Below are 25,564 nucleotides of genomic sequence, written 5' to 3' on the forward strand. Positions count from 1 at the left end.
GCTGTCCGCATCCCGCGCGTCCGAAGTTTGCCTCCCGGCGGTCAGGATTTCGACATGGTCGCCTTGTTGATGACGACCGTCGCGTTCGGGGCGCCGTCGCCCTGGCCGGTGCTCTCGCCGGCGTCGGCAATCTTCTTGAGCACCTTCATCCCGGAATCGGAAATGGTCCCGAACGGTGTGTAGTCGGGCGGGAGCTGACTGTCCTGGTAGACCAGGAAGAACTGGCTGCCGCCGGTGTCCCGGCCCGTCTTCTTGTCGGCGTTGTACCGGTTGGCCATCGCGACCGTGCCCGCCGGATAGACGTTGCCCTTCAGGCGCTTGTCCTTGAGGTTCTCGTCCGGGATCGAGTAGCCGGGGTCGCCCTCGCCGGTGCCCTTCGGGTCGCCGCACTGCAGGACGTAGATGCCGCCCGCGGTCAGCCGGTGGCACTTGGTGTGGTCGAAGTAGCCCTTCTTCGCCAGGAAGTCGAAGGAGTTGACCGTGTGCGGGGCCTTGGCCGCCGACAGGTTCAGGTCGATGTCGCCGCAGGTGGTGGCGAGCTTCATCGTGTAGTCAGCCGACTTGTCGACCGTCAGCTTCGGTTCCTTCTTGAAGCTGAGCGGCTTCACCTTGCCGCCCGCGGGCTTCTCGCAGGGGTCCGCCTTGGTGGTCGGGCTGGCGTTCGCCTCGTCGTTGGTCTTGCCGGCGTCGTCGAAGGCTCCCGCCGCGTACGACACCGCGCCGCCTGCCAGGATCACCGCGAGCGCCGAGGCGATCACCGCGTTGCGCATCCGCGCCCTGCGCCGCGCGGCCTCCCGGCGCTGCTGCTGCCGCAAGAACTTCTCCCGGGCGAGCTGACGCCGCCGCTGATCGTTGCTGACCACCGGGTTCTCTCTCCTCTGCGTGGATGACCGCTTCTGTGTGCCCCGTACCGTATATGGGTTAGCTGTGGAATCGGGAGCGCCGGTAGGCTCTGATCTGCCGCGATCCCGCGCGGTCACCTCCGCCGCACTACGAACGAAGGACGATCGTGCTCATTGCCGGGTTTCCCGCCGGGGCCTGGGGCACCAACTGCTACTTGGTCGCCCCCGCCGCAGGCGAGGAGTGCGTGATCATCGACCCGGGCCACCAGGCCGCCGAGGGAGTCGAGGACGCGCTCAAGAAGCATCGGCTCAAGCCCGTCGCGGTCGTCCTCACCCACGGCCACATCGACCATGTCGCCTCGGTCGTCCCGGTCTGCGGCGCGCACGACGTGCCCGCGTGGATCCACCCCGACGACCGGTACATGATGAGCGACCCGGAGAAGGCCATAGGCCGTTCCTTCGGCGCGCAGCTGCTCGGCGAGCTGACCGTGGGTGAGCCCTCCGACGTCAAGGAGCTGGCCGACGGCGCCCGGTTGAAGCTCGCCGGTCTGGACTTCTCCGTCGCGCACGCGCCGGGGCATACGAAGGGGGCGGTGACGTTCCAGTTGCCCGAGTCCGCCGAGGTCCCCTCGGTGTTCTTCTCGGGCGACCTGCTCTTCGCCGGCTCCATCGGCCGCACCGACCTGCCCGGCGGATCGCACGACGAGATGCTCGAATCGCTGGCGCGTGTGTGCCTGCCGCTCGACGACTCGACCGTGGTCCTGCCCGGTCACAACGAGCACACGACCATCGGCCGTGAGCGCGCCACCAACCCGTATCTGCGCCAGGTGGCCGCCGGCCTGGGAGCCGACGCTCCCCGACGAGGAATGTGACGAGAGAAAACCCGTGAGCACCTTCAAGGCCCCCAAGGGCACGTACGACCTCCTGCCCCCGGACTCGGCGAAGTATCTGGCGGTGCGCGAGGCCATCTCCGCGCCCCTGAAGAACTCCGGCTACGGCTACGTCGAGACGCCCGGCTTCGAGAACGTCGAGCTGTTCTCGCGCGGCGTCGGCGAGTCCACCGACATCGTCTCCAAGGAGATGTACGCCTTCGAGACCAAGGGCGGCGACCAGCTCGCCCTGCGCCCCGAGGGCACCGCTTCCGTGCTGCGCGCGGCCCTGGAGGCCAACCTGCACAAGGCGGGCAACCTCCCGGTCAAGCTCTGGTACTCCGGCTCGTACTACCGCTACGAGCGTCCGCAGAAGGGCCGCTACCGCCACTTCTCGCAGGTCGGTGCCGAGGCGATCGGCGCCGAGGACCCGGCTCTGGACGCCGAGTTGATCATCCTCGCGGACCAGGCGTACCGCGCGCTCGGCCTGCAGCAGTTCCGCATCCTGCTGAACTCGCTCGGCGACAAGGAGTGCCGCCCCGTCTACCGCGCCGCGCTGCAGGACTTCCTGCGCGGGCTCGACCTGGACGAGGAGACACGTCGACGTATCGACATCAACCCGCTGCGGGTCCTCGACGACAAGCGTGCCGACGTCCAGAAGCAGCTGGTCGGCGCCCCGATGCTGCGCGACTACCTGTGCGACGCGTGCAAGGCGTACCACGAGCAGGTCCGCGAGCTGATCACGGCGGCGGGCGTCGCCTTCGAGGACGACGAGAAGCTGGTCCGCGGCCTTGACTACTACACCCGCACGACCTTCGAGTTCGTCCACGACGGCCTCGGCTCGCAGTCCGCGGTCGGCGGCGGCGGTCGCTACGACGGCCTGTCCGAGATGATCGGCGGCCCCTCGCTGCCGTCGGTCGGCTGGGCGCTCGGCGTGGACCGCACGGTCCTGGCCCTGGAGGCGGAGGGCGTGGAGCTCGAACTGCCCTCGGCGACCAGCGTGTTCGCGGTGCCGCTGGGCGACGAGGCGCGTCGGGTGCTGTTCTCCAAGGTGACGGAGCTGCGCAAGGCGGGCGTCGCGGCGGACTTCTCGTACGGCGGCAAGGGGCTCAAGGGAGCCATGAAGAACGCGAACCGTTCCGGCGCTCGGTTCACCGTGGTCGCCGGTGAGCGGGATCTCGCCGAGGGCGTCGTGCAGCTGAAGGACATGGAGTCCGGCGAGCAGGCCGCTGTCGCGGTGGACGAGATCGTGGCGGTCCTGAAGGCGAAGCTGGCCTGACGCAAGTGTGGTGGGCCGGAGGGGCTGGAAATTCCAGCCCCTCCGGCGGCCTCACTCCAGCAACCCGAACCGCATCGCACAGGTGACCGCCGCCGTGCGGTCGTCGACACCCAGCTTCCCGAAGACCCGCAGCAGATGCGTCTTCACCGTCGACTCGGCGACATGCAGCCGCCGCCCGATCTCCGCGTTCGTGCACCCGTCGGCGACCAGCCGCAGCACCGCCGTCTCCCGCCCGGTGAGCCGGGGCCGCTCCGGGCGGACCCGCAGCTGGTCCACCAGGCGGGCTGCCACCGAGGGCGCCAGCACGGTCTCTCCGCGAGCAGCGGCCCGCACCGCTTCGGCCAGTTCACCCCGCGCCAGGTCCTTGAGCAGGTAACCCGCGGCGCCCGCTTCCACGGCCCGCAGGATGTCGCGGTCCGTCTCGTACGTGGTGAGCACGATGACCCGGCAGGAGAGCCCCGCCGCGGCCATCCGTTCGATCGAGTCGGCTCCGCCGCCACCCGGCATCCGCAGGTCCATCAGGACGATGTCCGGCCGCAGTTCGGCGGCGAGCGCCTCCGCCCGTGGCCCGCTGGACGCCTCCCCGACGACGTCCAGGTCCGGCTCGGCGTTCAGCATGGCTCGCAGCCCTTCGCGTACGACGGGATGGTCGTCCGCCAGCACGATCCGGATCACGAATGGGTCCTCTCGGGGGCCGGAAGCTCGGGTGCCGGAAGCTCGGGGATCGGAAGCAGGACGGTGACGGTCGTGCCGTCGCCGGGGCCGCTGGCCACCTCGGCGGTGCCGCTGACCTCGGCGGCCCGCGCGCGCAGCCCGCGCAGGCCGTACCCGGGATGCGGCAGTCCGGGCTCGAAGCCGCAGCCCGTGTCCCGCACCGCCAGGGCGAGCGAGCCCCGCGTGTAGTCCAGTGCGACGCTCGCCGACGCGTCGGGCCCCGCGTGCCTGCGTACGTTGGTGAGAGCCTCCTGGCAGGCGCGCAGGGCCACCACTTCGATGCCGGGCGGCAGCGGGCGTACGTCACCCCGCACGCGCACCTCGGCCTCGTGCCGTGCGGCCAGGCGCCGCAGGGCGTCCGGCAGCGAACCGCCGTTCAGGTCGGCGGGCGCACCGCCCGCGACCAGGGCCCGCGCCTCCGCGAGATTCTGCCGGGCCGTCGACTCCATCAGCGCCAGGTGGCGGCGCGCGGCGGACACGTCACGCTCCAGCTCCGCGTCGACGGCCTGGACGAGCATGAGGACGCTGGTGAAGCCCTGCGCCAGGGTGTCGTGGATCTCGCGCGACATGCGCTCGCGCTCGGTGAGGGCGCCGCGCTCGGCGGAGAGGCGGGCCACCTCCTCGCGGCTCGCCTCCAACTCGGCGATGAGATCGGCCCGTTCGACGCTCTGCTCGATGATGCGGACGGTCCAGCTGCCCATCGCCACCGAGAAGACCAGTGTCACCACGGCGAAGACCGAGTTGTAGAAGACGTCCTGTGAAGAGGGTCGCCAGAGCACGGCCCAGCCTGCCACGGGCGCGATGTTGACGACCGTGACCGCCACGAGCGCCCGGCGCATCCGCAGGCAGATGAAGCACATCGGGATGATCGCGAAGGACATCAGACGCGTCTGGCCGACCAGCACCCCCGGCGCCAGGAACAGCACGATCGTGCCCGTCATGAAGCCGAGCGCCCGCCGTTCGTCGGCGCCTTCCTCGACCAGGACGCAGCGCCCGAACCACACGTACCAAGGGACGAGGAGCAGCAGCAGCCCCGCCGTGGTGAGCCGGACGGGCCACCCCGGTTCCGCCGTGCCGAGCACGAAGACCAGGGTGGCCAGCCACACCACCGCGAAGTACGTGTCCCAGATCCGGAAGGTGCGCTGCCAGATGTTCGCGTCGCGCGGCCCGGCCGGCTCGCTCATCCGTCGCGCCGGTTCTTCCAGCGGAAGGTCAGCAGACACAGCACCAATCCTCCGACGCACCAGGCGCCGAGCACCAGAGCGATGCGTCCGTACTCCCAACTGCCGGCCTGTTCCAGGACGTTCGCCGATTCGGGCAGGAACACCCCGCGGAAGCCCTGGCACATCCACTTCAGCGGGAAGAGCGCGCTGATGTTCAGCATCCAGTCGGGGATGGTGTCGATGGCGATGTAGACGCCCGAGATGAACTGCAACACAAGGAAGGGCAGCACGACGACCGACGTGGCGCTGCGCCCTGACTTCGGGACGCTGCTGATCGCGATGCCGAGGAGCGCGCAGCCGGTGAGGCCGAGGACGAAGATCCAGCCGAAGGTGAGCCACTTGCCCGCGGTCGTCGGCAGGTCGACGTCGAAGAGCGTCACGCCGACGACCAGCAGGGCCACGGTCTCCAGGAGCCCGGTGACCAGGACGAGCCAGATCTTGCCGAGGAAGTACGCGGCCGGTGGCATCGGGGTCCCGCGCAGGCGCCGCAGGATCTTCTCGTCGCGCTCGATCGCGATGGAGATGCCGAGCGACTGGAAGCTGGTGGACATGATGCCCGCGGCGATCATCGCGGCCACGTAGAGCTGCGACGCCGTGATGCCCGCGCCCTCCACGTCGTCGCTGAAGATCGACGCGAAGAGGAAGAGGAAGACGACGGGAAAGGCGAAGGTGAAGATCACCTGCTCGCGCAGCCGGAAGAACTGCCGCAGTTCCATCGCGCCGTGGTGGAGCCCGAGCCCCCAGGCGGAGGGCAGGCGCGGCCGGGCGGCCTGCTCGGAGCGGCGTACGTCGGTGGCGGGCGCGGTCGATGTCATCGCGTGGCCTCCTGGCCGGTGAGTCGCAGGTAGACGTCCTCCAGGGAGGGGCGGCCGATGCGCAGCCCCGGGATCTCGCCGTCGAAGCGGGTCATGAGCTGGGCGACGGTGCGCGTCGGGGTCCGGGTGCGCTCCACGCGCGGTGTCCCGTCCGGGTCGGTCCACTCGACGACGGCCTCGGTGCCGTGCTGCCCGCGCAGGGCCGCGGGCTCGCCCTCGGCCACCACGCGGCCGTCGGCGATCACCGCGAGACGGTGCGCGAGCGCCTCCGCTTCTTCGAGGTAGTGCGTGGTGAGCAGGATGGTCGTGCCCTCGTCGGCGAGGCCGCGGATCAGGCTCCAGAACTGACGCCGCGCGGCCGGGTCGAAGCCCGTGGTCGGCTCGTCGAGGAGCAGGAGCGCGGGGTCGCCGATGACGCCGAGCGCCACGTCCAGGCGGCGGCGCTGGCCTCCGGAGAGGCTCTTGACGCGGCTCGCGGCCTTCTCCTCCAGGCCGACGAGCGCGATGACGTCCTCCGGGTCACGCGGCTTCGGGTAGTAGCGGGCGAACTGACGTACGGTCTCGCGCACCGTCAGCTCGACGGGCGCCGACTCGTCCTGCCAGACCACCCCGACGCGCGAGCGCCAGGCGCGTCCGGCGGACGCGGGGTCGACGCCGAGCACGGCGACATCGCCGCCGTCCCGCGCACGATGGCCCTGCAGGATCTCCACCGTGGTGCTCTTGCCCGCGCCGTTGGGGCCGAGGATGCCGAAGACCTCCCCGTGCCGGACGGCCAGGTCGACGCCGTCCAAGGCGGCCACCTCGCCGTAGCGCTTGCGCAGTCCCCGCACGTGCACCGCGAGTTCGCCCGTGGCCGCGGTCGTGCCGTCGTATGTCGTCATGCCGTCGAGCGTCGTGGCGAACCGAACGCTCCGGGACCTCCGTGCGTACCTCCTTATGTCCATCGAACGGTGGACACCCGCACGCGTGCGGCACAATGTCCCTGCCCCCAGGCCCCCCAAGCGACGGAACGGCGTGATGAGCAAGACGACCCCGGCAAGCGGAAGCCGCCCCTCCCAGCAGGATCACGACCACGGGGGAAGGGACGCGGACGCGCCACGCGGTGTCGGCGGGAGCCGTGCGTTCGCGCTGCTCCTGGTGATCACGGGTGCCGCGGGGCTGCTCGCGGCCTGGGTCATCACGCTGGACAAGTTCAAGCTGCTCGAAGACCCGGACTTCACGCCGGGCTGCAGCCTCAACCCGGTGGTCTCCTGCGGCAACATCATGACGAGCGACCAGGCGTCGGTCTTCGGGTTCCCGAACCCGATGCTGGGCATCGCCGCGTACTCCGTCGTGATCTGCGTCGGCATGAGCCTGCTCGGCCGCGCGCGCTTCCCGCGCTGGTACTACCTGACGCTGAACGCGGGCACGCTCTTCGGCGTCGCCTTCTGCACCTGGCTGCAGTACCAGTCGCTGTACGAGATCAACTCGCTGTGCCTGTGGTGCTGCCTGGCCTGGGTCGCCACGATCGTCATGTTCTGGTACGTCACGTCGTTCAACGTCCGCAACGGCTTCCTGCCCGCGCCCTCCTGGCTGCGCACGTTCTTCGGCGAGTTCACCTGGGTGCTCCCGGTGCTGCACGTCGGCGTCATCGGCATGCTGATCCTCACGCGCTGGTGGGAGTTCTGGACCAGCTGACAGGAACCGGCCGACAGGCAGCGCCGACGGCGTTGTCAGTGGGCTGACGTAGGGTTCGAACCGTGGAGCCCGACCTGTTCACCGCAGCCGCCGAGGACCGCCAGGAGAAGGACCCTTCGACAAGTCCCCTGGCCGTCCGGATGCGCCCGCGCACCCTCGAAGAAGTCGTCGGTCAGCAGCATCTGCTGAAGCAGGGCTCGCCCCTGCGCAGGCTGGTCGGCGAGGGCGGGGGAGGACCGGCGGGACCGTCGTCGGTGTTCCTGTGGGGCCCGCCCGGCATCGGCAAGACGACCCTGGCGTACGTGGTCTCCAAGGCCACCAACAAGCGCTTCGTGGAGCTCTCCGCGATCACCGCGGGCGTGAAGGAGGTCCGCGCGGTCATCGAGGGCGCCCGCCGGGCCATGGGCGGCCACGGCAAGGAGACCGTCCTCTTCCTGGACGAGATCCACCGCTTCAGCAAGGCGCAGCAGGACTCCCTGCTGCCCGCCGTCGAGAACCGCTGGGTGACGCTGATCGCGGCGACGACGGAGAACCCGTACTTCTCGATCATCTCCCCGCTCCTGTCCCGCTCCCTGCTCCTCACGCTCGAACCCCTCACGGACGACGACCTGCGCGGCCTGCTGCGCCGGGCGCTCACCGAGGAGCGGGGCCTGGGCGGCGCGGTGGAGCTGCCCGAGGACACCGAGGAGCATCTCCTGCGGATCTCCGGGGGCGACGCCCGGCGCGCGCTCACCGCCCTGGAGGCGGGCGCCGGCTCGGCCATCGCCAAGGGGGAGAAGGAGATCACCCTCCAGACCCTGGAGGAGTCCGTCGACCGCGCGGCCGTGAAGTACGACCGTGACGGCGACCAGCACTACGACGTCGCGAGCGCCCTGATCAAGTCCATCCGCGGTTCGGACGTGGACGCGGCCCTGCACTACCTGGCCCGGATGATCGAGGCGGGCGAGGACCCCCGCTTCATCGCGCGGCGCCTGATGATCTCCGCGAGCGAGGACATCGGCCTCGCCGACCCCACGGCACTGCCCACGGCGGTCGCCGCCGCCCAGGCCGTCGCGATGATCGGCTTCCCGGAGGCCGCGCTCACCCTCAGCCACGCCACGATCGCCCTCGCCCTGGCCCCGAAGTCGAACGCCGCGACGATCGCCATCCAGTCCGCCCAGGCCGACGTCCGCGCGGGCCTCGCCGGCCCCGTCCCGCCCCACCTGCGCGACGGGCACTACAAGGGAGCGGCCAAGCTCGGCCACGCCCAGGGGTATGTGTACCCGCACGACGTGCCGGGCGCGATCGCCGCCCAGCAGTACGCGCCGGACGCGGTCGCCGCCAAGCGCTACTACCAACCCACGCGCTATGGAGCCGAGGCTCGGTACGCGGACGTGGTCGAGCGGGTGCGCGAGCGCCTCAAGGGCGAGTAGCCGCACCACATCGCCGGGCAGCCGCGACCTGCGGCTGAGGCACCCCCCGCCACCCGGTACACTTGCCCGAAGTGCTGCGTCCCGTGTCCGGTCTCGTACCGGCACCACCAGAACGGGACATCCAGCCGGAGCCCCGGACCTCACCGTCCAGGGATCTCCAGGAGCGTCGCGCACCGTCGAAGGTGTCGCGGGCAGCCCACCACCATCTCGTACTCCGGGAAGCGGTCGGTGGGCCACTCGCGTGCTGCACATAGTGCCCAGACCAGGGAGCGGCTGCCCGCCGGATCCAGAACCACCGGATCCGATGGGTTTCCCAGGCTGCGGATGCGACCTCCCCTAACCCTGGTGAAGCCGATTTCACAATGAACAGAGAGGTTGGTTCATGCCGAACCAGTCCCGCCCCAAGGTCAAGAAGTCGCGTGCCCTCGGCATCGCGCTGACCCCGAAGGCCGTCAAGTACTTCGAGGCCCGCCCCTACCCGCCGGGCGAGCACGGCCGTGGGCGCAAGCAGAACTCGGACTACAAGGTCCGTCTGCTCGAGAAGCAGCGTCTGCGCGCGCAGTACGACATCAGCGAGAAGCAGATGGCCCGTGCCTACGACCGCGCCAAGAAGGCCGAAGGCAAGACCGGCGAGGCCCTGGTCATCGAGCTCGAGCGCCGTCTCGACGCCCTGATCCTGCGTTCGGGCATCGCCCGCACGATCTACCAGGCCCGTCAGATGGTCAGCCACGGCCACATCGAGGTCAACGGCGGCAAGGTCGACAAGCCGTCGTTCCGCGTCCGTCCCGACGACGTCGTGATGGTCCGCGAGCGCAGCCGCGAGAAGCCGCTGTTCCAGGTCTCCCGTGAGGGCGGCTTCGCCCCCGACGGCGAGATCCCGCGTTACCTCCAGGTCAACCTGAAGGCCCTGGCCTTCCGTCTGGACCGTGACCCGAACCGCAAGGAGATCCCCGTGATCTGCGACGAGCAGCTCGTCGTCGAGTACTACGCCCGCTGACCCGGACGTAGCTCTCCCTGCTTCAGCCCGTCGCCCGCCCTCCCTTCGTGGTGGGGCAGGCGGCGGGTTTTTGCGTTGCTCCCCGAGCCCGCGCCCAGGGCACGGGACACGGCCGCGTCCGGGGTGAGACCGGACCCGACGGCCACGCACTCCTCGTACCGCCCGTCGCCCAGCTGCTCGCGGGCCTGCGCCTCGCACAGCGCGTGCGGACCGCCGAAGTTCCCGGAGCCGAAGAGCGGGAGGCCCACCGAGGGCCAGATGCCGGACGCGGCGCCCTGCAGCACCGCGGCCTCGGCCGGGTCGCCCTCCACCAGGGTGAACAGGGCGAGCAGCTCGATCGCCAGGACCGTGCCGAGCAGATCGTGGAAGGCGTGGTCAAGGGCCAGGCACCGCATGACCAGGTCGCGGGCCGTCGCCGCCTCACCGCGCGTCCACGCCGCGAATCCGAGGACATAGAGGGCGTACGCGAGAGTCCATCGCTCTCCGTGGTCCTCGCAGACCTGACGGACGTCCTCGCAGAGCTCCACCGCGTCGGCCAGCTGACCGCGGAAGGCGAGGGCCATCGCCAGCTCGACCTGGCCCATCAGGACGTTGCTGTTGAGCTCGCCGATCTCGCGGTACTGCTCCAGGGCCGAGCGCAGCAGGGTCTCGGCGCGCGGCATGTCGTCGTTGAGGAGCGCCAGGCAGCCGATGCGGTGCACCGCGTACGCCGCCGCGATGGCGCTGCCGGTACGTTCCGCCTCGTCCTTGCACTCCTGCAGCGCCGCGAGCGCCGCGACCGTGTCGCCCTGCAGCACCGCGACGTAGCCGAGCACCCACAGCGCCTTCAGGCGGGAGTCGTCGTGGCCGCCGTCCAGCTCCAGTGCGCGGTCGAGCCAGTGCCGCCCCTCCGCGAGCCGCCCGCAGCCCACCCAGTAGAACCACAGGCTGCCCGCCAGGTACTGGCCCAGATGCGTCTCGTCCGGCTCGGTCAGGCAGTACTCCAGGGCGCCCCGCAGATTGGGCAGTTCGCAGTCGACGAGCTCGGCGACCCGCGCCTGGCGTGGCGAGAACCAGTCCAGCTCGCACCAGGTGGCGAGCCCCATGTACCAGTCGCGGTGCCGGCGCCGCATGCGCGCGGCGTCGCCGGTCGCCTCCAGCCAGTCCGCGCCGTACGCCCGGACCGTGTCGAGCATGCGGTAGCGGACGCCCGCCGGGCCCTCCTCGCGGGTCACGACGGACTGCGCGAGCAGCTCGCCCAGCACGTCGAGGACGTCGTCCGCGTGCAGGCCGTCACCGCTGCAGATGTACTCGGCGGCCTCCAGGTCGAAGGGACCGCAGAACACCGAGAGCCGCGCCCACAGCAGACGCTCGCCCGCCGTGCACAGCTCATGGCTCCAGCCGATGGCCGTACGCAGGGTCTGGTGCCGTGGCGGCACATCGCGCCGGGTCCCGGTCAGCAGCGCGAAGCGGTCGTCGAGCCGGGAGAGCAGCTGCGCGGGCGAGAGCGCCCGCAGCCGCCCCGCCGCCAGCTCCACCGCCAGCGGAATCCCGTCGAGGCGGCGGCACAGCTCCGTCACGTCGGCTTCGTTCTCCTCGTCCAGGGCGAAGCCGGGGAGTCCCGACGCCGCCCGGTCGGCGAACAGTGCGGCGGCGTCCTGGGCGGGCAGCGGCGCGAGGGGGAAGATCCGCTCGCCCCCGGTGTCCAGCGGCCGGCGTCCCACCGCGAGGACACGGAGCCCGGGGGAGTGGTGCAGCAGGTCCCCGACCAGCGAGGCGCACGCCTCCACCAGGTGTTCGAACCCGTCGACGACGAGGAGGACTTCCCGCTCCGCGAGGTGGTCGAGCAGCGACTTGCGCGGCGTACGACGGGTGTGATCGGTCAGGTTCAGCGCGTCGGCGACCGCGTGTTCGACCAGATCTGGGTCCCTGACCCCGGCGAGCTCCACCAGCCAGACGCCGTCCCGCGGCTCGGCGCCGGAGGCGGCCCGGACTGCCAGGCGCGACTTGCCGACGCCGCCGACACCGGTCACGGTGACCAGCCGTGCCGACTCCAACGCGGTGGTGAGCGCGGCGAGTTCGGCGGTGCGTCCGACGAAGGCGTTGAGTTCCAGGGGGAGGTTGCCCGGTCCCGGAGGCGGTGTGGGGGAGCCGTGCCGGTGGTCGTCCGTGCGCTGATCGCGTCGCATGAGATACGGAGCGTACCGATGCGTAAGCACTCCGTACAATCACTTCAGGTAACTCCCTTGCCCTTACACGGTAATGCGGTGCGGAGCCTCGGCGTCGGCGCGATAGGGTCGGGGGACGACTTTTCGATGTTCAGGGCCGATGATCAGGGAGCGGTGCACAGTGTCCGGTGGAGAGGTGGCCGGGATCCTGGTGGCCGTCTTCTGGGCGATCCTGGTCTCCTTCCTGGCCGTGGCGCTGGTGAGGCTGGCGCAGACGCTCAGGGCGACCACCAAGCTGGTCGCGGAAGTGACCGAGCAGGCCGTCCCGCTCCTCGCGGACGCCTCCGAGGCGGTGCGCTCCGCGCAGACACAGATCGACCGGGTCGACGCCATCGCGTCGGACGTCCAGGAAGTCACGTCGAACGCGTCGGCGCTCTCCACGACGGTGGCCTCCACCTTCGGCGGGCCCCTCGTCAAGGTCGCGGCCTTCGGCTACGGGGTGCGCAGGGCCCTGGGCCGCAAGGCAGGACCCGAAACCAACCATGTGCCCCCGGCGCCCGCCCGACGTACCGTGATCGTGGGGCGCACCGTGCCCTCCGCGCGGCGGCGGGGCAAGCGGAAGAAGGACTGACGCAGCGATGTTCCGCCGTACGTTCTGGTTCACCGCGGGCGCCGCTGCCGGTGTGTGGGCCACCACCAAGGTCAACCGCAAGATCAAGCAACTGACCCCCGAAAGCCTCGCGGCGCAGGCCGCGGACAAGGCGATCGAGGCGGGTCACAAGCTCAAGGACTTCGCTCTCGACGTCCGCGACGGCATGGCCCAGCGCGAGGCCGAACTGGGCGAGGCCCTCGGCCTTCAGGCCCCGGTCGACCCCGAACTGCCCGGACAGCGCCGGGTGGTCGTGGCCATCGAGAACGGCAAGACCAGCAAGACCGACAAGAACACGCAGGGCAAGTACCTCTCGAAGTCGAAGTACTCGTACAACCGGAATGAGGACCACTGATGGAGTCGGCCGAGATTCGCCGCCGCTGGCTGAGCTTCTTCGAGGAGCGCGGGCACACCGTCGTCCCTTCGGCGTCGCTCATCGCGGACGACCCGACTCTGCTCCTCGTCCCCGCGGGCATGGTGCCCTTCAAGCCGTACTTCCTGGGTGAGGTCAAGCCGCAGTTCTCGCGCGCCACGAGCGTACAGAAGTGCGTGCGTACGCCCGACATCGAAGAGGTCGGCAAGACCACGCGGCACGGCACGTTCTTCCAGATGTGCGGCAACTTCTCCTTCGGCGACTACTTCAAGGAAGGCGCCATCAAGTACGCCTGGGAGCTGCTCACCAGCTCCGTGGCGGACGGTGGCTACGGCCTCGACCCCGAGCGCCTGTGGGTGACGGTCTACCTCGACGACGACGAGGCCGAGACCATCTGGCGCGAGAAGGTGGGCGTCCCCGCCGAGCGCATCCAGCGCCTGGGCAAGAAGGACAACTACTGGTCCATGGGCGTCCCCGGACCCTGCGGCCCCTGCTCCGAGATCAACTACGACCGCGGCCCCGAGTTCGGCGTCGAGGGCGGCCCCGCCGTCAACGACGAGCGGTACGTGGAGATCTGGAACCTGGTCTTCATGCAGTACGAGCGCGGCGAGGGCACCTCGAAGGAGGACTTCGAGATCCTCGGCGAGCTGCCCAGCAAGAACATCGACACCGGCCTCGGCCTCGAGCGCCTCGCGATGATCCTGCAGGGCGTGCAGAACATGTACGAGACCGACACCCTGCGCGTGGTCATGGACAAGGCCACCGAACTGACCGGCGTGCGCTATGGCGCCGAGCAGGGCTCGGACGTCTCCCTGCGCGTGGTCGCCGACCACATGCGTACGTCCGTGATGCTCATCGGCGACGGTGTCACGCCGGGCAACGAGGGCCGTGGCTACGTCCTGCGCCGCATCATGCGCCGCGCCATCCGCAACATGCGTCTGATGGGCGCCACCGGCCCGGTCGTCCACGAGCTCGTGGACACGGTCATCAAGTCGATGGGCGAGCAGTACCCCGAGCTCCAGACCGACCGCAAGCGCATCGAGACCGTCGCCCTCGCCGAAGAGGCCGCCTTCCTCAAGGCCCTCAAGGGCGGCACGAACATCCTCGACACCGCCGTCACCGAGACCAAGGCCGCCGGCGGCAAGGTCCTCTCCGGCGACAAGGCGTTCCTGCTGCACGACACGTGGGGCTTCCCGATCGACCTCACCCTGGAGATGGCCGCCGAACAGGGCCTCTCCGTGGACGAGGACGGCTTCCGGCGCCTGATGAAGGAGCAGCGGGAGCGCGCCAAGGCCGACGCCCAGGCCAAGAAGACCGGCCACGCCGATCTGCACGCCTATCGCGAGATCGCCGACAACGCCGGCGCCACGGACTTCACCGGCTACACCCTCACCGAGAACGAGGCCTCGATCGTCGGCCTCCTGGTCAACGGCGTCTCGTCACCCGCCGCCCGCGAGGGCGACGAGGTCGAGGTCGTCCTCGACCGCACCCCCTTCTACGCCGAGGGCGGCGGCCAGATCGGCGACACCGGCCGCATCCGCCTCGACAACGGCGCGGTCGTCGAGATCCGCGACGTGCAGAAGCCGGTCCCCGGCGTGCACGTCCACAAGGGTGTCGTCCAGGTCGGCGAGATCACCGTCGGCGCACCCGTCTGGGCCTCGATCGACGCGCGCCGCCGTACGGCCATCGCCCGCGCCCACTCCGCCACGCACCTCACGCACCAGGCGCTGCGTGACGCGCTCGGCCCGACGGCCGCCCAGGCGGGCTCCGAGAACCAGCCCGGCCGCTTCCGCTTCGACTTCGGCTCCCCCTCGGCCGTGCCCACGGCCGTCATGACGGACGTCGAGCAGAAGATCAACGAAGTCCTCGCCCATGAGCTCGACGTACAGGCCGAGGTCATGTCGATCGACGAGGCCAAGAAGCAGGGCGCCATCGCCGAGTTCGGCGAGAAGTACGGCGAGCGGGTCCGCGTGGTCACCATCGGCGACTTCTCCAAGGAGCTGTGCGGCGGCACGCACGTCCACAACACCTCCCAGCTGGGCCTGGTGAAGCTGCTCGGCGAGTCGTCCATCGGTTCGGGCGTGCGCCGCATCGAGGCCCTGGTCGGCGTCGACGCGTACAACTTCCTCGCCAAGGAGCACACGGTCGTCGCCCAGCTCCAGGAGCTGATCAAGGGCCGCTCCGAGGAGCTGCCCGAGAAGGTCGCCGCCATGCTCGGCAAGCTCAAGGACGCGGAGAAGGAGATCGACAAGTTCCGCGCGGAGAAGGTCCTCGCGGCCGCCGCCGGTCTCGTCGACAGCGCCAAGGACGTACGAGGCGTCGCCCTCGTCACCGGACAGGTGCCGGACGGCACGGGCGCCGACGACCTGCGCAGGCTCGTCCTCGACGTACGCGGCCGCATCCAGGGCGACCGCCCGGCCGTGGTGGCCCTCTTCACGACGGCCAACGGCCGCCCGCTGACGGTCATCGCCACGAACGAAGCCGCCCGCGAGCGCGGCCTCAAGGCCGGTGACCTCGTCCGTACGGCCGCCAAGACCCTCGGCGGCGGTGGCGGCGGCAAGCCGGACGTCGCCCAGGGTGGCGGCCAGAACGCCGCGGCGATCGGGGACGCCATGGCGGCCGTCGAGCGCCTCGTGGCCGAGACGGCCTGATGTCTGATTCTTCAGGCGGGGGCATGCGCAGGGGGCGGCGGCTGGCCATCGACGTCGGTGACGCCCGGATCGGGGTCGCGTCGTGCGACCCCGACGGGATTCTCGCCACTCCGGTGGAGACGGTGCCGGGACGCGATGTCCCGGCCGCCCAGCGCCGGTTGAAGCAGCTCGTCGACGAGTACGAACCGATCGAGATCGTCGTCGGTCTCCCTCGCTCCCTCAAGGGGGGCGAGGGCCCGGCGGCCGTCAAGGTCCGTGCCTTCACCCAGGACCTCGCCCGCTTGGTCGCCCCCCTTTCGGTGAGGCTCGTGGACGAGAGGATGACCACAGTGACGGCCAGTCAGGGGCTGCGCGCCTCGGGCGTGAAGTCCAAAAAGGGCAGGTCTGTCATCGATCAGGCGGCCGCCGTCATCATCCTTCAGCAGGCACTGGAGTCCGAACGGGCGTCAGGTAAAGCTCCGGGCGAGGGCGTCGAAGTGGTCATCTGATCGCGATACGGTAACGTTCCGCGCGATGCGGCGGTGTTCGAACAGCTGCCGCACAGCATCAAGAGGCGGAACGGTTGCCCGAATACTCGGACGGCGGCCCCGCCTCGCGGCTTGTAGGGGATCGATGACTGAGTATGGCCGGGGTCCAGGCTCCGAACCGTGGCATCCCGAGGACCCGTTGTACGGGGACAGCGGATGGGGAGGACAGCAGCCTTCGGGCGGCCAGTCCACCTACGGCGGCCAGGGGCAGTACCACCCTCAGCAGCATGCCCAGAACCCTCAGCAGCATGCGCAGCAGCCGCAGCAACCCCACCAGGCGCAGTACGACGACTGGAGCACGGGCCAGCAGCAGGGCTACGGCCAGCAGCAGTACGGCGGGCCCGCCGGCCAGCAGCAGTACAACGGTGGCCCTGAGCAGCAGTACAACGGCGGCTGGGACACCGGGCAGCAGGGCCAGGCCGCGTACACCGCCGATCCTTCGGACCCCTACGGCCACCAGTCCGGCGGCTACGGCGCGGAGAGCCCCGACTCCTACGGCACCCCCGACGCCTACCCCCCGCCGGAGCCGCCGTCCCGCCGCCGCGGCGAGCCCGAGCCGCAGCAGGACTGGGACCCGGGTCCGGACCAGGGCGAGCACGCCTTCTTCTCGGGCGACGATGACGACGAGGACGAGTACGACGACGAGCCGGGGCGCCGGGGCGGCCGCAGGGACCGCAAGGGCGGCCGGGGCGGCAAGAAACCGAAGAAGCGCCGCAACGGCTGTGCCTGCCTGGTCGTGACGCTGGTCTTCGCCGGTGGTCTCGGCGGGGTCGGCTATTTCGGTTACCAGTTCTACCAGGACCGATTCGGCACGTCGCCGGACTACGCGGGCGAGGGATCGGGCCTCGCGACCGTCGACATCCCGAAGGGGGCCGGCGGCTATGTGATCGGCCAGAAGCTGAAGGACGCCGGGGTCGTCAAGAGCGTGGACGCTTTTGTCTCCGCGCAGGCGCAGAATCCCAAGGGTGAAACCATTCAGGAGGGCGTCTACGTCCTCAAGAAGAAAATGTCGGCCCAAAGCGCCGTCGAACTGATGCTCAGCCCGAAGAGCCGCAATAACCTCATCATTCCCGAGGGCAAGCGGAACTCGTGGGTCTACTCTCAGATCGACACCCGCCTGGAACTCGACAAGGGGACAACGGCAAGCGTCGCCAAGAAGGAATGGAAGAGTCTCGGTCTTCCTGCCTGGGCGAACACGAGCAAGGACATCAAGGACCCGCTGGAAGGGTTCCTCTACCCCTCCAGCTACCCCGTCGCCAAGGGGCAGAAGCCCGAGGCCGTCCTGAAGAAGATGGTGGCCCACGCCACGGAGAAGTACGACGAGTTGGGTCTGAAGTCGCAGGCTGACAAGCTGCAGTTGAAGGACCCACTCCAGGTCCTCACTGTGGCCAGCCTCGTCCAGGCCGAGGGCATGACGCACGACGACTTCAAGAAGATGGCGGCTGTCGTCTACAACCGCCTCAAGGTGTCCAACACCGTCACCAACCAGAAGCTTGAGTTCGACTCGACGTACAACTACCTCAAGGGCCAGAGCGAGATCAATATCCCGATCGCCAAGATCCGGAGCGATCCTGACCCGTACAACACGTACTTCCACAAGGGTCTTCCGCCTGGGCCGATCGGGAACCCGGGCGACGAAGCGCTGAAGGCCACTCTGACACCGGACGGGGGCGGCTGGATGTTCTTCATTTCCGTTGACGGCAAGAAGACCCAGTTCACCAAGACACTGTCCGAGCACGAAAAGCTGGTCCGGAAATTCAATGAGCGGCAGAAGAATGGCGACTGAGCGCGGCCGCCGAGCCGCAGTTCTCGGCTCCCCTATCGCCCATTCCCTCTCCCCGGTGCTGCACCGCGCCGCATACGGGGAGCTGGGCCTGGCCGACTGGAAGTATGACCTGTTCGACGTCGACGAGGCGGCCCTGCCCGGGTTCATGAAGGACCTCGGCCCTGAGTGGGCCGGGCTGTCCCTGACGATGCCGCTCAAGCGCGCGGTGGTCCCGCTGCTCGACGAGATCAGCGATACCGCCGCCTCCATCGACGCGGTCAACACCGTCGTCTTCACGGAGGACGGTCGCCGCGTCGGCGACAACACCGACATCCCCGGCATGGTCGCCGCCCTGCGGGAACACGGCATCGAGCAGGTGGAGTCGGCTGCGATCCTCGGAGCGGGCGCCACCGCGTCGTCCGCGCTCGCCGCGCTCGCGCGGATCTGCACCGGAGAGGTCGTCGCGTACGTACGCAGTGAGGCGCGCGCCGCCGAGATGCGGCAGTGGGGCGAGCGCCTGGAGGTAGAGGTGCGGACGGCGGACTGGGCGGACGCCGAGCGGGCGCTGGACGCTCCGCTGGTGATCGCCACGACCCCGGCGGGCGCGACCGACGCGTTGTCGGCCGCCGTGCCCGAGCGGCCCGCGACCCTCTTCGACGTCCTGTACGACCCGTGGCCCACCGCGCTCGCGGCCCGCTGGTCGATGTACGGCGGGGCCGTGGTCAGCGGGCTCGACCTGCTCGTGCACCAGGCGGTGCTGCAGGTCGAGCAGATGACCGGGCGCTCGCCCGCGCCGCTTGCCGCGATGCGCAAGGCAGGGGAACACGCGCTCGAAGGACGTTAAGATCCACTCCGTTCCGCACGGATCGGGGGGGGAGTGTGTCGTCCATGGAGAGTGTCGCGTCCGCAGCGGTGAGCGGGGTGACCTTGGCCTCGGGCAAGGGGGACCTGTTCGAGCTGCTGGTCCGGTTCCTGCTGCTCCGGTTCCTGCCGGGGTGGCTGCAGTTGACGCTCCTCGGCCTCGTCCTGACCACCGCCATCACCCTGTGGGTATTCAGGCGCAGGAGGGCGGGCGCCGCTCGCGGGGCGGCCGTCGCCGGGGCCGAGGGCTGAGCTGAGCCGTCCGGCTGGTGGACCAGGGGCCGGGGTCGCCGTCCCGACGTGGGAGGATCGGGGGTGGCGGGACAGGGCCGCGCACCCGGTCGCGCCACGCAGTTCCAGGCGCGAGCATGAGGAGCACCGTTGAGCAGGTTGCGTTGGCTGACCGCGGGAGAGTCCCACGGACCCGCACTTGTCGCGACGCTGGAGGGTCTTCCCGCCGGCGTGCCGATCACCACGGAGATGGTGGCGGACCACCTGGCCCGGCGGCGCCTCGGCTATGGGCGCGGTGCGCGCATGAAATTTGAGCGCGACGAGGTCACCTTCCTGGGCGGCGTCCGGCACGGCCTGACCATGGGCTCGCCCGTCGCGATCATGGTGGGCAACACCGAGTGGCCCAAGTGGGAACAGGTCATGGCGGCCGACCCGGTCGACCCCGAGATCCTCGCCGACCTGGCCCGCAACGCCCCGCTGACCCGGCCGAGGCCCGGCCACGCCGACCTCGCGGGCATGCAGAAGTACGGCTTCGACGAGGCCCGTCCGATCCTGGAGCGCGCCTCCGCCCGCGAGACCGCGGCCCGCGTCGCGCTCGGCGCGGTCGCCCGCTCGTACCTCAAGGAGACGGCCGGGATCGAGATCGTCAGCCATGTGACCGAGCTGGCCGCGGCCAAGGCTCCCTACGGCGTCTACCCCACCCCCGCCGACGTCGAGAAGCTCGACGCCGACCCGGTGCGCTGCCTCGACGCGGACGCGAGCAAGGCGATGGTCGCGGAGATCGACCAGGCCCACAAGGACGGCGACACCCTCGGTGGTGTGGTGGAGGTCCTCGCGTACGGCGTGCCGGTCGGGCTCGGCTCGCACGTGCACTGGGACCGGCGGCTCGACGCCCGTCTCGCCGCCGCGCTCATGGGCATCCAGGCCATCAAGGGCGTCGAGGTCGGCGACGGCTTCGACCTCGCGCGGGTGCCGGGCTCCAAGGCGCACGACGAGATCGTGAGCACCGAGGACGGCATCAAGCGCACCTCGGGGCGCTCCGGCGGCACCGAGGGCGGCCTGACCACCGGTGAACTGCTGCGCGTGCGCGCCGCCATGAAGCCCATCGCGACCGTGCCGCGCGCGCTCGCCACCGTCGACGTCGCCACCGGCGAGGCCACCAAGGCGCACCACCAGCGCTCCGACGTGTGCGCGGTCCCGGCCGCGGGCATCGTCGCCGAGGCGATGGTCGCGCTGACCCTGGCCGACGCCGTCGCCGAGAAGTTCGGCGGCGACAGCGTGCCCGAGACCCGACGCAACGTTCGGTCGTACCTCGACAACCTCCAGATCCGGTGACCGGCCCGCAGATCGTTCTGGTCGGACCGATGGGCGTGGGCAAGTCGACGGTGGGCGCCCTGCTCGCCGAGCGGCTCGGCACCGTCTACCGCGACACCGACGCCGACATCGTCGCCGCACAGGGCCGGGAGATCGCGGAGATCTTCGTGGACGAGGGGGAGCCGCACTTCCGCGAGCTGGAGCGCCAGGCGGTGCGTACCGCGCTTGCCGAGCACGAGGGCGTCCTCGCGCTCGGCGGGGGCGCGATCCTCGACGAGTCGACCCGCGCGCTCCTCGTCGCGCCGCTCCCCGTCGTCTATCTGTCGATGGACGTCGAGGAGGCGGTCAAGCGGACCGGCCTGAACGTCGCGCGCCCGCTGCTCGCGGTCAATCCGCGCAAGCAGTGGCGCGAACTGATGGACGCCCGCCGCCACTTGTACGCCGAAGTCGCCCGCGCCGTCGTCGCCACCGACGACCGCACCCCCGAAGAGGTAGCCCAAGCGGTCCTCGACGCACTGGAGTTGAAGGAAGCATGACGGAGATGACCGAGACGTCGGGGCAGACGCCCACCCGTATCCAGGTCGGCGGCACCGCGGGCACCGAGCCGTACGAGGTGCTCGTCGGACGGCAGCTCCTCGGCGAGCTGCCCGGCCTGATCGGCGAGCGGACCAAGCGCGTCGCGATCATCCACCCGGAGGCGCTCGCCGAGACCGGCGACGCGCTGCGCGAGGACCTGGCGGGGCAGGGCTTCGAGGTCGTCGCCATCCAGGTGCCGAACGCCGAGGAGGCCAAGACCGCCGAGGTCGCCGCGTACTGCTGGAAGGCTCTTGGACAGTCCGGCTTCACCCGCAGCGACCTCATCATCGGTGTCGGCGGCGGAGCCACCACGGACCTCGCCGGATTCGTGGCCGCGACCTGGCTGCGCGGGGTCCGCTGGATCGCCGTGCCGACCACCGTGCTCGGCATGGTCGATGCCGCGGTCGGCGGCAAGACCGGCATCAACACCGCCGAGGGCAAGAACCTGGTCGGCTCCTTCCACCCGCCGGCGGGTGTGCTGTGCGACCTGGCCGCGCTCGACTCGCTGCCGGTCAACGACTTCGTCTCGGGCCTCGCGGAGATCATCAAGGCCGGTTTCATCGCCGACCCGGAGATCCTCGAACTCATCGAGGAGGACCCCGAGGCGGCGCGCAGCCCGCAGGGGCGGCACACCGCCGAGCTGATCGAGCGCTCCATCAAGGTCAAGGCCGAGGTGGTCTCCGGCGACCTCAAGGAGTCGGGCCTGCGCGAGATCCTCAACTACGGCCACACCCTCGCCCACGCCATCGAGAAGAACGAGCGCTACAAGTGGCGGCACGGTGCGGCCGTCTCCGTGGGTATGGCCTTCGCGGCCGAACTCGGCCGCCTCGCGGGACGCCTCGACGACGCGACCGCCGACCGGCACCGCGCCGTCCTGGGGTCGGTCGGACTGCCCCTGAGCTACCGCTACGACCAGTGGCCCAAGCTCCTGGAGACCATGAAGGTCGACAAGAAGTCCCGCGGTGACCTGCTGCGGTTCATCGTCCTGGACGGCCTCGGCAAGCCGGCCGTCCTGGAGGGACCCGACCCCGCGGTGCTGCTCGCCGCGTACGGCGAAGTGGCGAACTAGCGCCCGAGAAGCGCTGAATCGGCCCGCCGGAACAAGCCACGGGCACCCTGCGGCCTCCCCGGCCGTTCACACAACGTCGGCCGGGGACGGTACCGTTCGGTAACGGGTGGCCCCGGCCGCCGCCCGACCAGCGTCAGTCGCACGAGACGGAGTGGCACCGGATGCAGCACGCAGTGGGGTCTCCGCTGCCGCCGCCCCATCAGCCGGGGCACGGACCGGCCACCGGCTGGTCCCCGGCCGCACATCACCCGAGTGGTCCGCCGCCGCCGGGTGCCGCGCCGGGCGGCCCACCGCCTCCCGCGCCGGGATTCGCCGGCGCACCGCACCCGCAGGGCACGGCCCCCCATCCACAGGGACCGGCCCCGCACCCGCACGCCCCGGCGCCGCAGCACGTGGCGCCCGGCGCCCCGCAGCACCACCACGTCCCGGGCGCCCCCGTGCCCCCGACGCCGGACACCACGGGCCACATCCAGCTCCCGCCGGGCGGCCCCGTCGCCATGCCGAGCCCGCCGCCCGGCACGGCCCAGGCGGACACCGGCGGCACCACGCTGGCCGTCCTCCTGATCGGGCCCGCGGGCGCGGGCAAGACGAGCGTCGCCAAGTACTGGGCGGAGCACCGCCGGGTGCCGACCGCCCACATCAGCCTGGACGACGTACGCGAATGGGTGCGCTCGGGCTTCGCGGACCCCCAGTCGGGGTGGAACGACCACTCCGAGGCGCAGTACCGCCTGGCCCGCCGCACCTGCGGTTTCGCCGCACGGAACTTCCTGGCCAACGGCATCTCCTGCATCCTGGACGACGCGGTCTTCCCCGACCGCCCGGTCGTCGGCCTCGGCGGCTGGAAGCGCCACGTGGGCCCCGGACTGCTCCCGGTGGTCCTGCTGCCGGGCCTGGACATCGTCCTGGAGCGCAACGCCGAGCGCAGCGGCAACCGCCGTCTGACGGACGAGGAAGTGGCCCGCATCCACGGCCGCATGGCCGGCTGGTACGGCTCGGGCCTGCCCATCATCGACAACTCCCAGCTGGACGTGCCCGCCACGGCCCGGGTCCTCGACGACGTCCTCGCCCGCTCCATCGCGAGCCCGCCGCAGTGGTAGCCGCTCGGTCGGACGCGCTCGACCGGCCGACCCGCGCCACCGCTCATAGGCTCGTCCCATGTCTGAGGTGTACGCGGCCCGCCGTGAGCGGCTGAGGGAGCGTTGTGCCGCGGGCGGCAGCGCGTCGGCGCTGGTGTCCCGTCCCGCCAACGTGCGGTATCTCGCGGGCGCGGCGCCACAGGGTGCCGCGCTCCTGCTGGGCGTCGGCGAGGATGTGCTGCTGTGTTCGGGGCCGCCCGGCGACGAACAGGGCGAGGGGCGGCCCGACGAGGCGCTGCGCGTCCAGCTGCTCGACGCGACCGGTGGCGACTGTGCCGTCGCGGGGGCCGACCTCGCGGCCGGGCAGGGCGCCGACTCGCTCGCCGTCGAGGAGCACGACCTCACGGTCGCCCGGCATCGCGCACTGGGTTCCGTCGCGCCGCGGCTGCGCCTGACGGATCTCGGGGGAGCGGTCGAGCAGTTGCGCCTCGTCAAGGACGAGGAGGAGATCTCCTGCCTGCGCATCGGCTCCGAGATCGCCGATCAGGCGCTGGGTGAGCTGCTCGAATCGATTCTCGTGGGGCGTACGGAACGCCATCTCGCGCTGGAGCTGGAGCGCCGCCTCGTCGATCACGGTGCCGACGGGCCCGCTTTCCCGACCTCCGTCGCCACCGGGCCGAACGCCGGCCGCGGCGGTCACCGGCCGTCGGACCGGCGGGTGGAGGAGGGGGATTTCCTCTCCGTGTGCCTGGGCGCAAGCTATCGCGGCTATCGTTGTGAGATCGGGCGTACGTTCGTCATCGGTACGTCTCCCGCGGACTGGCAGATCGAGTTGTACGACCTCGTCTTCGCCGCTCAGCGGGCGGGCAGGGAGGCTCTCGTACCGGGCGCCGCCTACCGCGACATCGACCGCGCCGCACGCCATGTACTGGACTCCGCCGGGTATGCGGATGGCCTCGCTCCGCTGATGGGACACGGGCTGGGGCTCGAAATCGACGAGGACCCGCAGTTGGCGCCCGCGGCCATGGGTAAACTGGACGCCTGCGTGCCGGTCACCGTCGAACCGGGGGTTCACCTCCCGGGACGGGGAGGTGTCCGGATCGATGACACGCTCGTCGTGCGCCCCGAGGCGGACGGCGGACCCGAGCTACTCACCATCACGACCAAGGAGCTGCTCGCGCTCTAGCTTTTCGAGCTGTGCGCGTGCGCCGGGGTCGTCCACGTCAGTCCAGGAGATTCCGCAACCGTGGCTTCCACGAACGACCTCAAGAACGGCCTGGTGCTCAAGCTCGACGGGGGCCAGCTCTGGTCCGTCGTCGAGTTCCAGCACGTCAAGCCCGGCAAGGGCCCCGCCTTCGTGCGCACCAAGCTCAAGAACGTGATGTCCGGCAAGGTCGTCGACAAGACCTTCAACGCCGGCGTGAAGGTCGACACGGCGACGATCGACAAGCGCGACATGCAGTTCTCCTACATGGACGGCGACTACTTCGTCTTCATGGACATGGAGACGTACGACCAGCTGCACGTCGACCGCAAGGCCGTCGGCGACGCCGCCAACTTCCTGATCGAGGGCTTCACGGCCTCCGTCGCGCAGCACGAGGGCGAAGTTCTCTACGTCGAGCTGCCCGCCGCCGTCGAGCTCGTCATCCAGGAGACCGAGCCCGGTGTCCAGGGCGACCGCTCCACCGGTGGCACCAAGCCCGCGACGCTGGAGACCGGCCACCAGATCCAGGTGCCGCTCTTCATCACCACCGGTGAGAAGATCAAGGTCGACACCCGTGACAGCGGCTACCTCGGCCGGGTGAACAGCTAACCGTGGCTGCTCGTAATACGGCCCGCAAGCGCGCCTTCCAGATCCTCTTCGAGGCCGACCAGCGTGGCGCGGATGTTGTGACGGTCCTCGCGGACTGGGTGCGCCACTCGCGGGCCGACACACGGCAGCCGCCCGTCAGCGAGTTCACGATGGAACTGGTCGAGGGGTACGCGGAGCACGCGCGCCACATCGACGAGCTGATCTCGCAGTACGCCGTCGGGTGGACCCTGGACAGGATGCCGGTCGTGGACCGCAACATCCTGCGGCTCGGTGCCTACGAGCTGATCTGGGTCGACGCGACGCCGGACGCCGTGGTGCTCGACGAGGCCGTGCAGCTCGCCAAGGAGTTCTCCACGGACGATTCGCCGTCCTTCGTGAACGGCCTGCTCGGCCGCTTCAAGGACCTGAAGCCGAGCCTGCGCCGCGACGAGGCGTAGTCGGCAGGTCGGACGCCGCTCAGAGGGCCCGCAGCAGCCGCTGCGGGCCCTCTGGCATGTCCTGGGGCTCCTGGGGCCGCCGTGAGCCCCTGAGGGCCCGGAAGCCCACGTAAAACGCCGGGGTGGGCGGGACCCCGGCGGGTTCGGGCCCCCCCCCCGGGGGGTTGTGGAGGAATGTTGCGGGGGGGGTTAATAGGAGGGGGGGTGGGCGGGGGCGGGGGCCGCCGCGGCCCCGGAGCCCCCCCAG

Annotated in this window: 25 protein-coding genes; 19 read left to right on the forward strand and 6 right to left on the reverse strand. The window is 70.5% G+C overall.

The window, feature by feature from the left end:
- Positions 1-41: 41 nt before the first annotated feature.
- Positions 42-863 carry a peptidylprolyl isomerase gene (locus ACWFRU_RS37615; RefSeq protein ID WP_453692603.1) on the reverse strand — a complete coding sequence of 274 codons (822 nt, stop codon included), beginning with the start codon at positions 861-863 and terminating at the stop codon, positions 42-44.
- Between the two features lie 146 nt (positions 864-1,009).
- Here ACWFRU_RS37615 and ACWFRU_RS37620 point away from each other — a divergent pair, with 146 nt between their 5' ends.
- Both ACWFRU_RS37620 and hisS read left to right on the forward strand, forming a co-directional pair.
- Positions 1,010-1,714 (forward strand): MBL fold metallo-hydrolase, encoded by a 705-nt coding sequence (locus ACWFRU_RS37620; protein ID WP_453692604.1) that lies wholly within the window; start codon positions 1,010-1,012, stop codon positions 1,712-1,714.
- Positions 1,715-1,727: 13 nt separating this feature from the next.
- Positions 1,728-2,990, forward strand: a complete 1,263-nt coding sequence (hisS, locus tag ACWFRU_RS37625; protein WP_453692605.1) for a histidine--tRNA ligase — start codon at positions 1,728-1,730, stop codon at positions 2,988-2,990.
- 51 nt (positions 2,991-3,041) lie between these two features.
- Here the strand turns inward: hisS and ACWFRU_RS37630 are convergent, their stop codons facing one another.
- The 4 genes from ACWFRU_RS37630 to ACWFRU_RS37645 are packed head-to-tail and all read right to left on the reverse strand — an operon-like array spanning position 3,042 to position 6,623.
- Positions 3,042-3,665: a response regulator gene (locus tag ACWFRU_RS37630; protein WP_453692606.1), complete on the reverse strand. Its 624-nt coding sequence runs from the start codon at positions 3,663-3,665 to the stop codon at positions 3,042-3,044.
- The gene (locus ACWFRU_RS37635; RefSeq protein WP_453692607.1) at positions 3,662-4,888 is read right to left on the reverse strand and encodes a sensor histidine kinase; all 1,227 of its coding nucleotides are present in this window, start codon (positions 4,886-4,888) and stop codon (positions 3,662-3,664) included. Before ACWFRU_RS37635 ends, ACWFRU_RS37630 begins: the two co-directional genes overlap by 4 nt.
- Complete coding sequence (locus tag ACWFRU_RS37640) at positions 4,885-5,742, reverse strand: ABC transporter permease (RefSeq protein ID WP_453692608.1); 858 nt, start codon at positions 5,740-5,742, stop codon at positions 4,885-4,887. Before ACWFRU_RS37640 ends, ACWFRU_RS37635 begins: the two co-directional genes overlap by 4 nt.
- Positions 5,739-6,623, reverse strand: a complete 885-nt coding sequence (locus ACWFRU_RS37645) for an ABC transporter ATP-binding protein (RefSeq protein ID WP_453692609.1) — start codon at positions 6,621-6,623, stop codon at positions 5,739-5,741. The genes ACWFRU_RS37640 and ACWFRU_RS37645 overlap by 4 nt, the downstream gene beginning before the upstream one ends.
- Before the next feature lie 136 nt (positions 6,624-6,759).
- On the opposite strand from ACWFRU_RS37645, the gene ACWFRU_RS37650 reads away from it, so the two are divergent.
- From ACWFRU_RS37650 to rpsD, 3 genes are all read left to right on the forward strand, one after another.
- Positions 6,760-7,419, forward strand: a complete 660-nt coding sequence (locus ACWFRU_RS37650; protein ID WP_453692610.1) for a vitamin K epoxide reductase family protein — start codon at positions 6,760-6,762, stop codon at positions 7,417-7,419.
- Between the two features lie 62 nt (positions 7,420-7,481).
- Positions 7,482-8,831, forward strand: a complete 1,350-nt coding sequence (locus tag ACWFRU_RS37655) for a replication-associated recombination protein A (protein ID WP_365821020.1) — start codon at positions 7,482-7,484, stop codon at positions 8,829-8,831.
- 382 nt (positions 8,832-9,213) lie between these two features.
- A complete protein-coding gene (gene rpsD, locus ACWFRU_RS37660) occupies positions 9,214-9,828 on the forward strand; it encodes a 30S ribosomal protein S4 (RefSeq protein ID WP_160503779.1) in 615 nt (204 codons plus the stop codon).
- On the opposite strand, the gene ACWFRU_RS37665 is transcribed toward rpsD, so the two are convergent.
- Complete coding sequence (locus ACWFRU_RS37665) at positions 9,816-11,996, reverse strand: ATP-binding protein (RefSeq protein ID WP_453692611.1); 2,181 nt, start codon at positions 11,994-11,996, stop codon at positions 9,816-9,818. The two genes, rpsD and ACWFRU_RS37665, sit on opposite strands and share 13 nt — an antisense overlap.
- A gap of 160 nt (positions 11,997-12,156) precedes the next feature.
- Between ACWFRU_RS37665 and ACWFRU_RS37670 the strand changes: the two genes are divergently transcribed.
- The 14 genes from ACWFRU_RS37670 to nusB all read left to right on the forward strand — a co-directional run bounded on the left by ACWFRU_RS37670 (position 12,157) and on the right by nusB (position 25,317).
- The gene (locus ACWFRU_RS37670) at positions 12,157-12,606 is read left to right on the forward strand and encodes a DUF948 domain-containing protein (protein WP_453692612.1); all 450 of its coding nucleotides are present in this window, start codon (positions 12,157-12,159) and stop codon (positions 12,604-12,606) included.
- 7 nt (positions 12,607-12,613) lie between these two features.
- Positions 12,614-12,979 carry a DUF6167 family protein gene (locus ACWFRU_RS37675; protein ID WP_453692613.1) on the forward strand — a complete coding sequence of 122 codons (366 nt, stop codon included), beginning with the start codon at positions 12,614-12,616 and terminating at the stop codon, positions 12,977-12,979.
- Positions 12,979-15,648: an alanine--tRNA ligase gene (gene alaS / locus ACWFRU_RS37680; RefSeq protein WP_453692614.1), complete on the forward strand. Its 2,670-nt coding sequence runs from the start codon at positions 12,979-12,981 to the stop codon at positions 15,646-15,648. The genes ACWFRU_RS37675 and alaS overlap by 1 nt, the downstream gene beginning before the upstream one ends.
- A gap of 23 nt (positions 15,649-15,671) precedes the next feature.
- Positions 15,672-16,136 (forward strand): Holliday junction resolvase RuvX, encoded by a 465-nt coding sequence (gene ruvX / locus ACWFRU_RS37685; protein WP_453692658.1) that lies wholly within the window; start codon positions 15,672-15,674, stop codon positions 16,134-16,136.
- A gap of 124 nt (positions 16,137-16,260) precedes the next feature.
- Positions 16,261-17,961 (forward strand): endolytic transglycosylase MltG, encoded by a 1,701-nt coding sequence (gene mltG, locus ACWFRU_RS37690; protein WP_453692615.1) that lies wholly within the window; start codon positions 16,261-16,263, stop codon positions 17,959-17,961.
- Positions 17,951-18,784, forward strand: coding sequence for a shikimate dehydrogenase (locus tag ACWFRU_RS37695; protein WP_453692616.1), 834 nt, complete (start codon positions 17,951-17,953; stop codon positions 18,782-18,784). The genes mltG and ACWFRU_RS37695 overlap by 11 nt, the downstream gene beginning before the upstream one ends.
- 44 nt (positions 18,785-18,828) lie before the next feature.
- Positions 18,829-19,053, forward strand: a complete 225-nt coding sequence (locus tag ACWFRU_RS37700; RefSeq protein ID WP_453692617.1) for a hypothetical protein — start codon at positions 18,829-18,831, stop codon at positions 19,051-19,053.
- A gap of 129 nt (positions 19,054-19,182) precedes the next feature.
- Positions 19,183-20,367: a chorismate synthase gene (gene aroC, locus ACWFRU_RS37705; protein ID WP_453692618.1), complete on the forward strand. Its 1,185-nt coding sequence runs from the start codon at positions 19,183-19,185 to the stop codon at positions 20,365-20,367.
- Entirely contained in the window at positions 20,364-20,882 is a 519-nt protein-coding gene (locus tag ACWFRU_RS37710) for a shikimate kinase (RefSeq protein WP_453692619.1), read from the forward strand. Before aroC ends, ACWFRU_RS37710 begins: the two co-directional genes overlap by 4 nt.
- Complete coding sequence (gene aroB / locus ACWFRU_RS37715) at positions 20,879-21,991, forward strand: 3-dehydroquinate synthase (RefSeq protein ID WP_453692620.1); 1,113 nt, start codon at positions 20,879-20,881, stop codon at positions 21,989-21,991. Before ACWFRU_RS37710 ends, aroB begins: the two co-directional genes overlap by 4 nt.
- 161 nt (positions 21,992-22,152) lie before the next feature.
- A complete protein-coding gene (locus tag ACWFRU_RS37720) occupies positions 22,153-23,088 on the forward strand; it encodes a Pro-rich N-terminal domain-containing protein (RefSeq protein ID WP_453692621.1) in 936 nt (311 codons plus the stop codon).
- Between the two features lie 58 nt (positions 23,089-23,146).
- Positions 23,147-24,253, forward strand: a complete 1,107-nt coding sequence (locus tag ACWFRU_RS37725; protein WP_453692622.1) for a M24 family metallopeptidase — start codon at positions 23,147-23,149, stop codon at positions 24,251-24,253.
- A gap of 60 nt (positions 24,254-24,313) precedes the next feature.
- Positions 24,314-24,880 carry an elongation factor P gene (gene efp / locus ACWFRU_RS37730; protein ID WP_453692623.1) on the forward strand — a complete coding sequence of 189 codons (567 nt, stop codon included), beginning with the start codon at positions 24,314-24,316 and terminating at the stop codon, positions 24,878-24,880.
- A gap of 2 nt (positions 24,881-24,882) precedes the next feature.
- On the forward strand, positions 24,883-25,317 hold the full coding sequence (gene nusB, locus ACWFRU_RS37735; protein WP_453692624.1) for a transcription antitermination factor NusB: 435 nt from the start codon (positions 24,883-24,885) through the stop codon (positions 25,315-25,317).
- The last annotated feature ends 247 nt before the right edge of the window (positions 25,318-25,564 follow it).

The sequence above is a fragment of the Streptomyces sp. NPDC055099 genome, from assembly GCF_053607685.1.

What these genes read in the sequence shown, in the direction of transcription:
- alaS (WP_453692614.1), top strand. Translation starts at nt 12,979, where the DNA reads ATGGAGTCGGCCGAGATTCGCCGCCGCTGGCTGAGCTTCTTCGAGGAG.
- ACWFRU_RS37650 (WP_453692610.1), top strand. Translation starts at nt 6,760, where the DNA reads ATGAGCAAGACGACCCCGGCAAGCGGAAGCCGCCCCTCCCAGCAGGAT.
- ACWFRU_RS37720 (WP_453692621.1), top strand. Translation starts at nt 22,153, where the DNA reads ATGCAGCACGCAGTGGGGTCTCCGCTGCCGCCGCCCCATCAGCCGGGG.
- rpsD (WP_160503779.1), top strand. Translation starts at nt 9,214, where the DNA reads ATGCCGAACCAGTCCCGCCCCAAGGTCAAGAAGTCGCGTGCCCTCGGC.
- ruvX (WP_453692658.1), top strand. Translation starts at nt 15,672, where the DNA reads ATGCGCAGGGGGCGGCGGCTGGCCATCGACGTCGGTGACGCCCGGATC.
- ACWFRU_RS37675 (WP_453692613.1), top strand. Translation starts at nt 12,614, where the DNA reads ATGTTCCGCCGTACGTTCTGGTTCACCGCGGGCGCCGCTGCCGGTGTG.
- ACWFRU_RS37695 (WP_453692616.1), top strand. Translation starts at nt 17,951, where the DNA reads ATGGCGACTGAGCGCGGCCGCCGAGCCGCAGTTCTCGGCTCCCCTATC.
- ACWFRU_RS37725 (WP_453692622.1), top strand. Translation starts at nt 23,147, where the DNA reads ATGTCTGAGGTGTACGCGGCCCGCCGTGAGCGGCTGAGGGAGCGTTGT.
- ACWFRU_RS37635 (WP_453692607.1), bottom strand. Translation starts at nt 4,888, where the DNA reads ATGAGCGAGCCGGCCGGGCCGCGCGACGCGAACATCTGGCAGCGCACC.
- mltG (WP_453692615.1), top strand. Translation starts at nt 16,261, where the DNA reads ATGACTGAGTATGGCCGGGGTCCAGGCTCCGAACCGTGGCATCCCGAG.
- aroB (WP_453692620.1), top strand. Translation starts at nt 20,879, where the DNA reads ATGACGGAGATGACCGAGACGTCGGGGCAGACGCCCACCCGTATCCAG.
- ACWFRU_RS37640 (WP_453692608.1), bottom strand. Translation starts at nt 5,742, where the DNA reads ATGACATCGACCGCGCCCGCCACCGACGTACGCCGCTCCGAGCAGGCC.
- ACWFRU_RS37645 (WP_453692609.1), bottom strand. Translation starts at nt 6,623, where the DNA reads ATGACGACATACGACGGCACGACCGCGGCCACGGGCGAACTCGCGGTG.
- ACWFRU_RS37665 (WP_453692611.1), bottom strand. Translation starts at nt 11,996, where the DNA reads ATGCGACGCGATCAGCGCACGGACGACCACCGGCACGGCTCCCCCACA.
- ACWFRU_RS37700 (WP_453692617.1), top strand. Translation starts at nt 18,829, where the DNA reads ATGGAGAGTGTCGCGTCCGCAGCGGTGAGCGGGGTGACCTTGGCCTCG.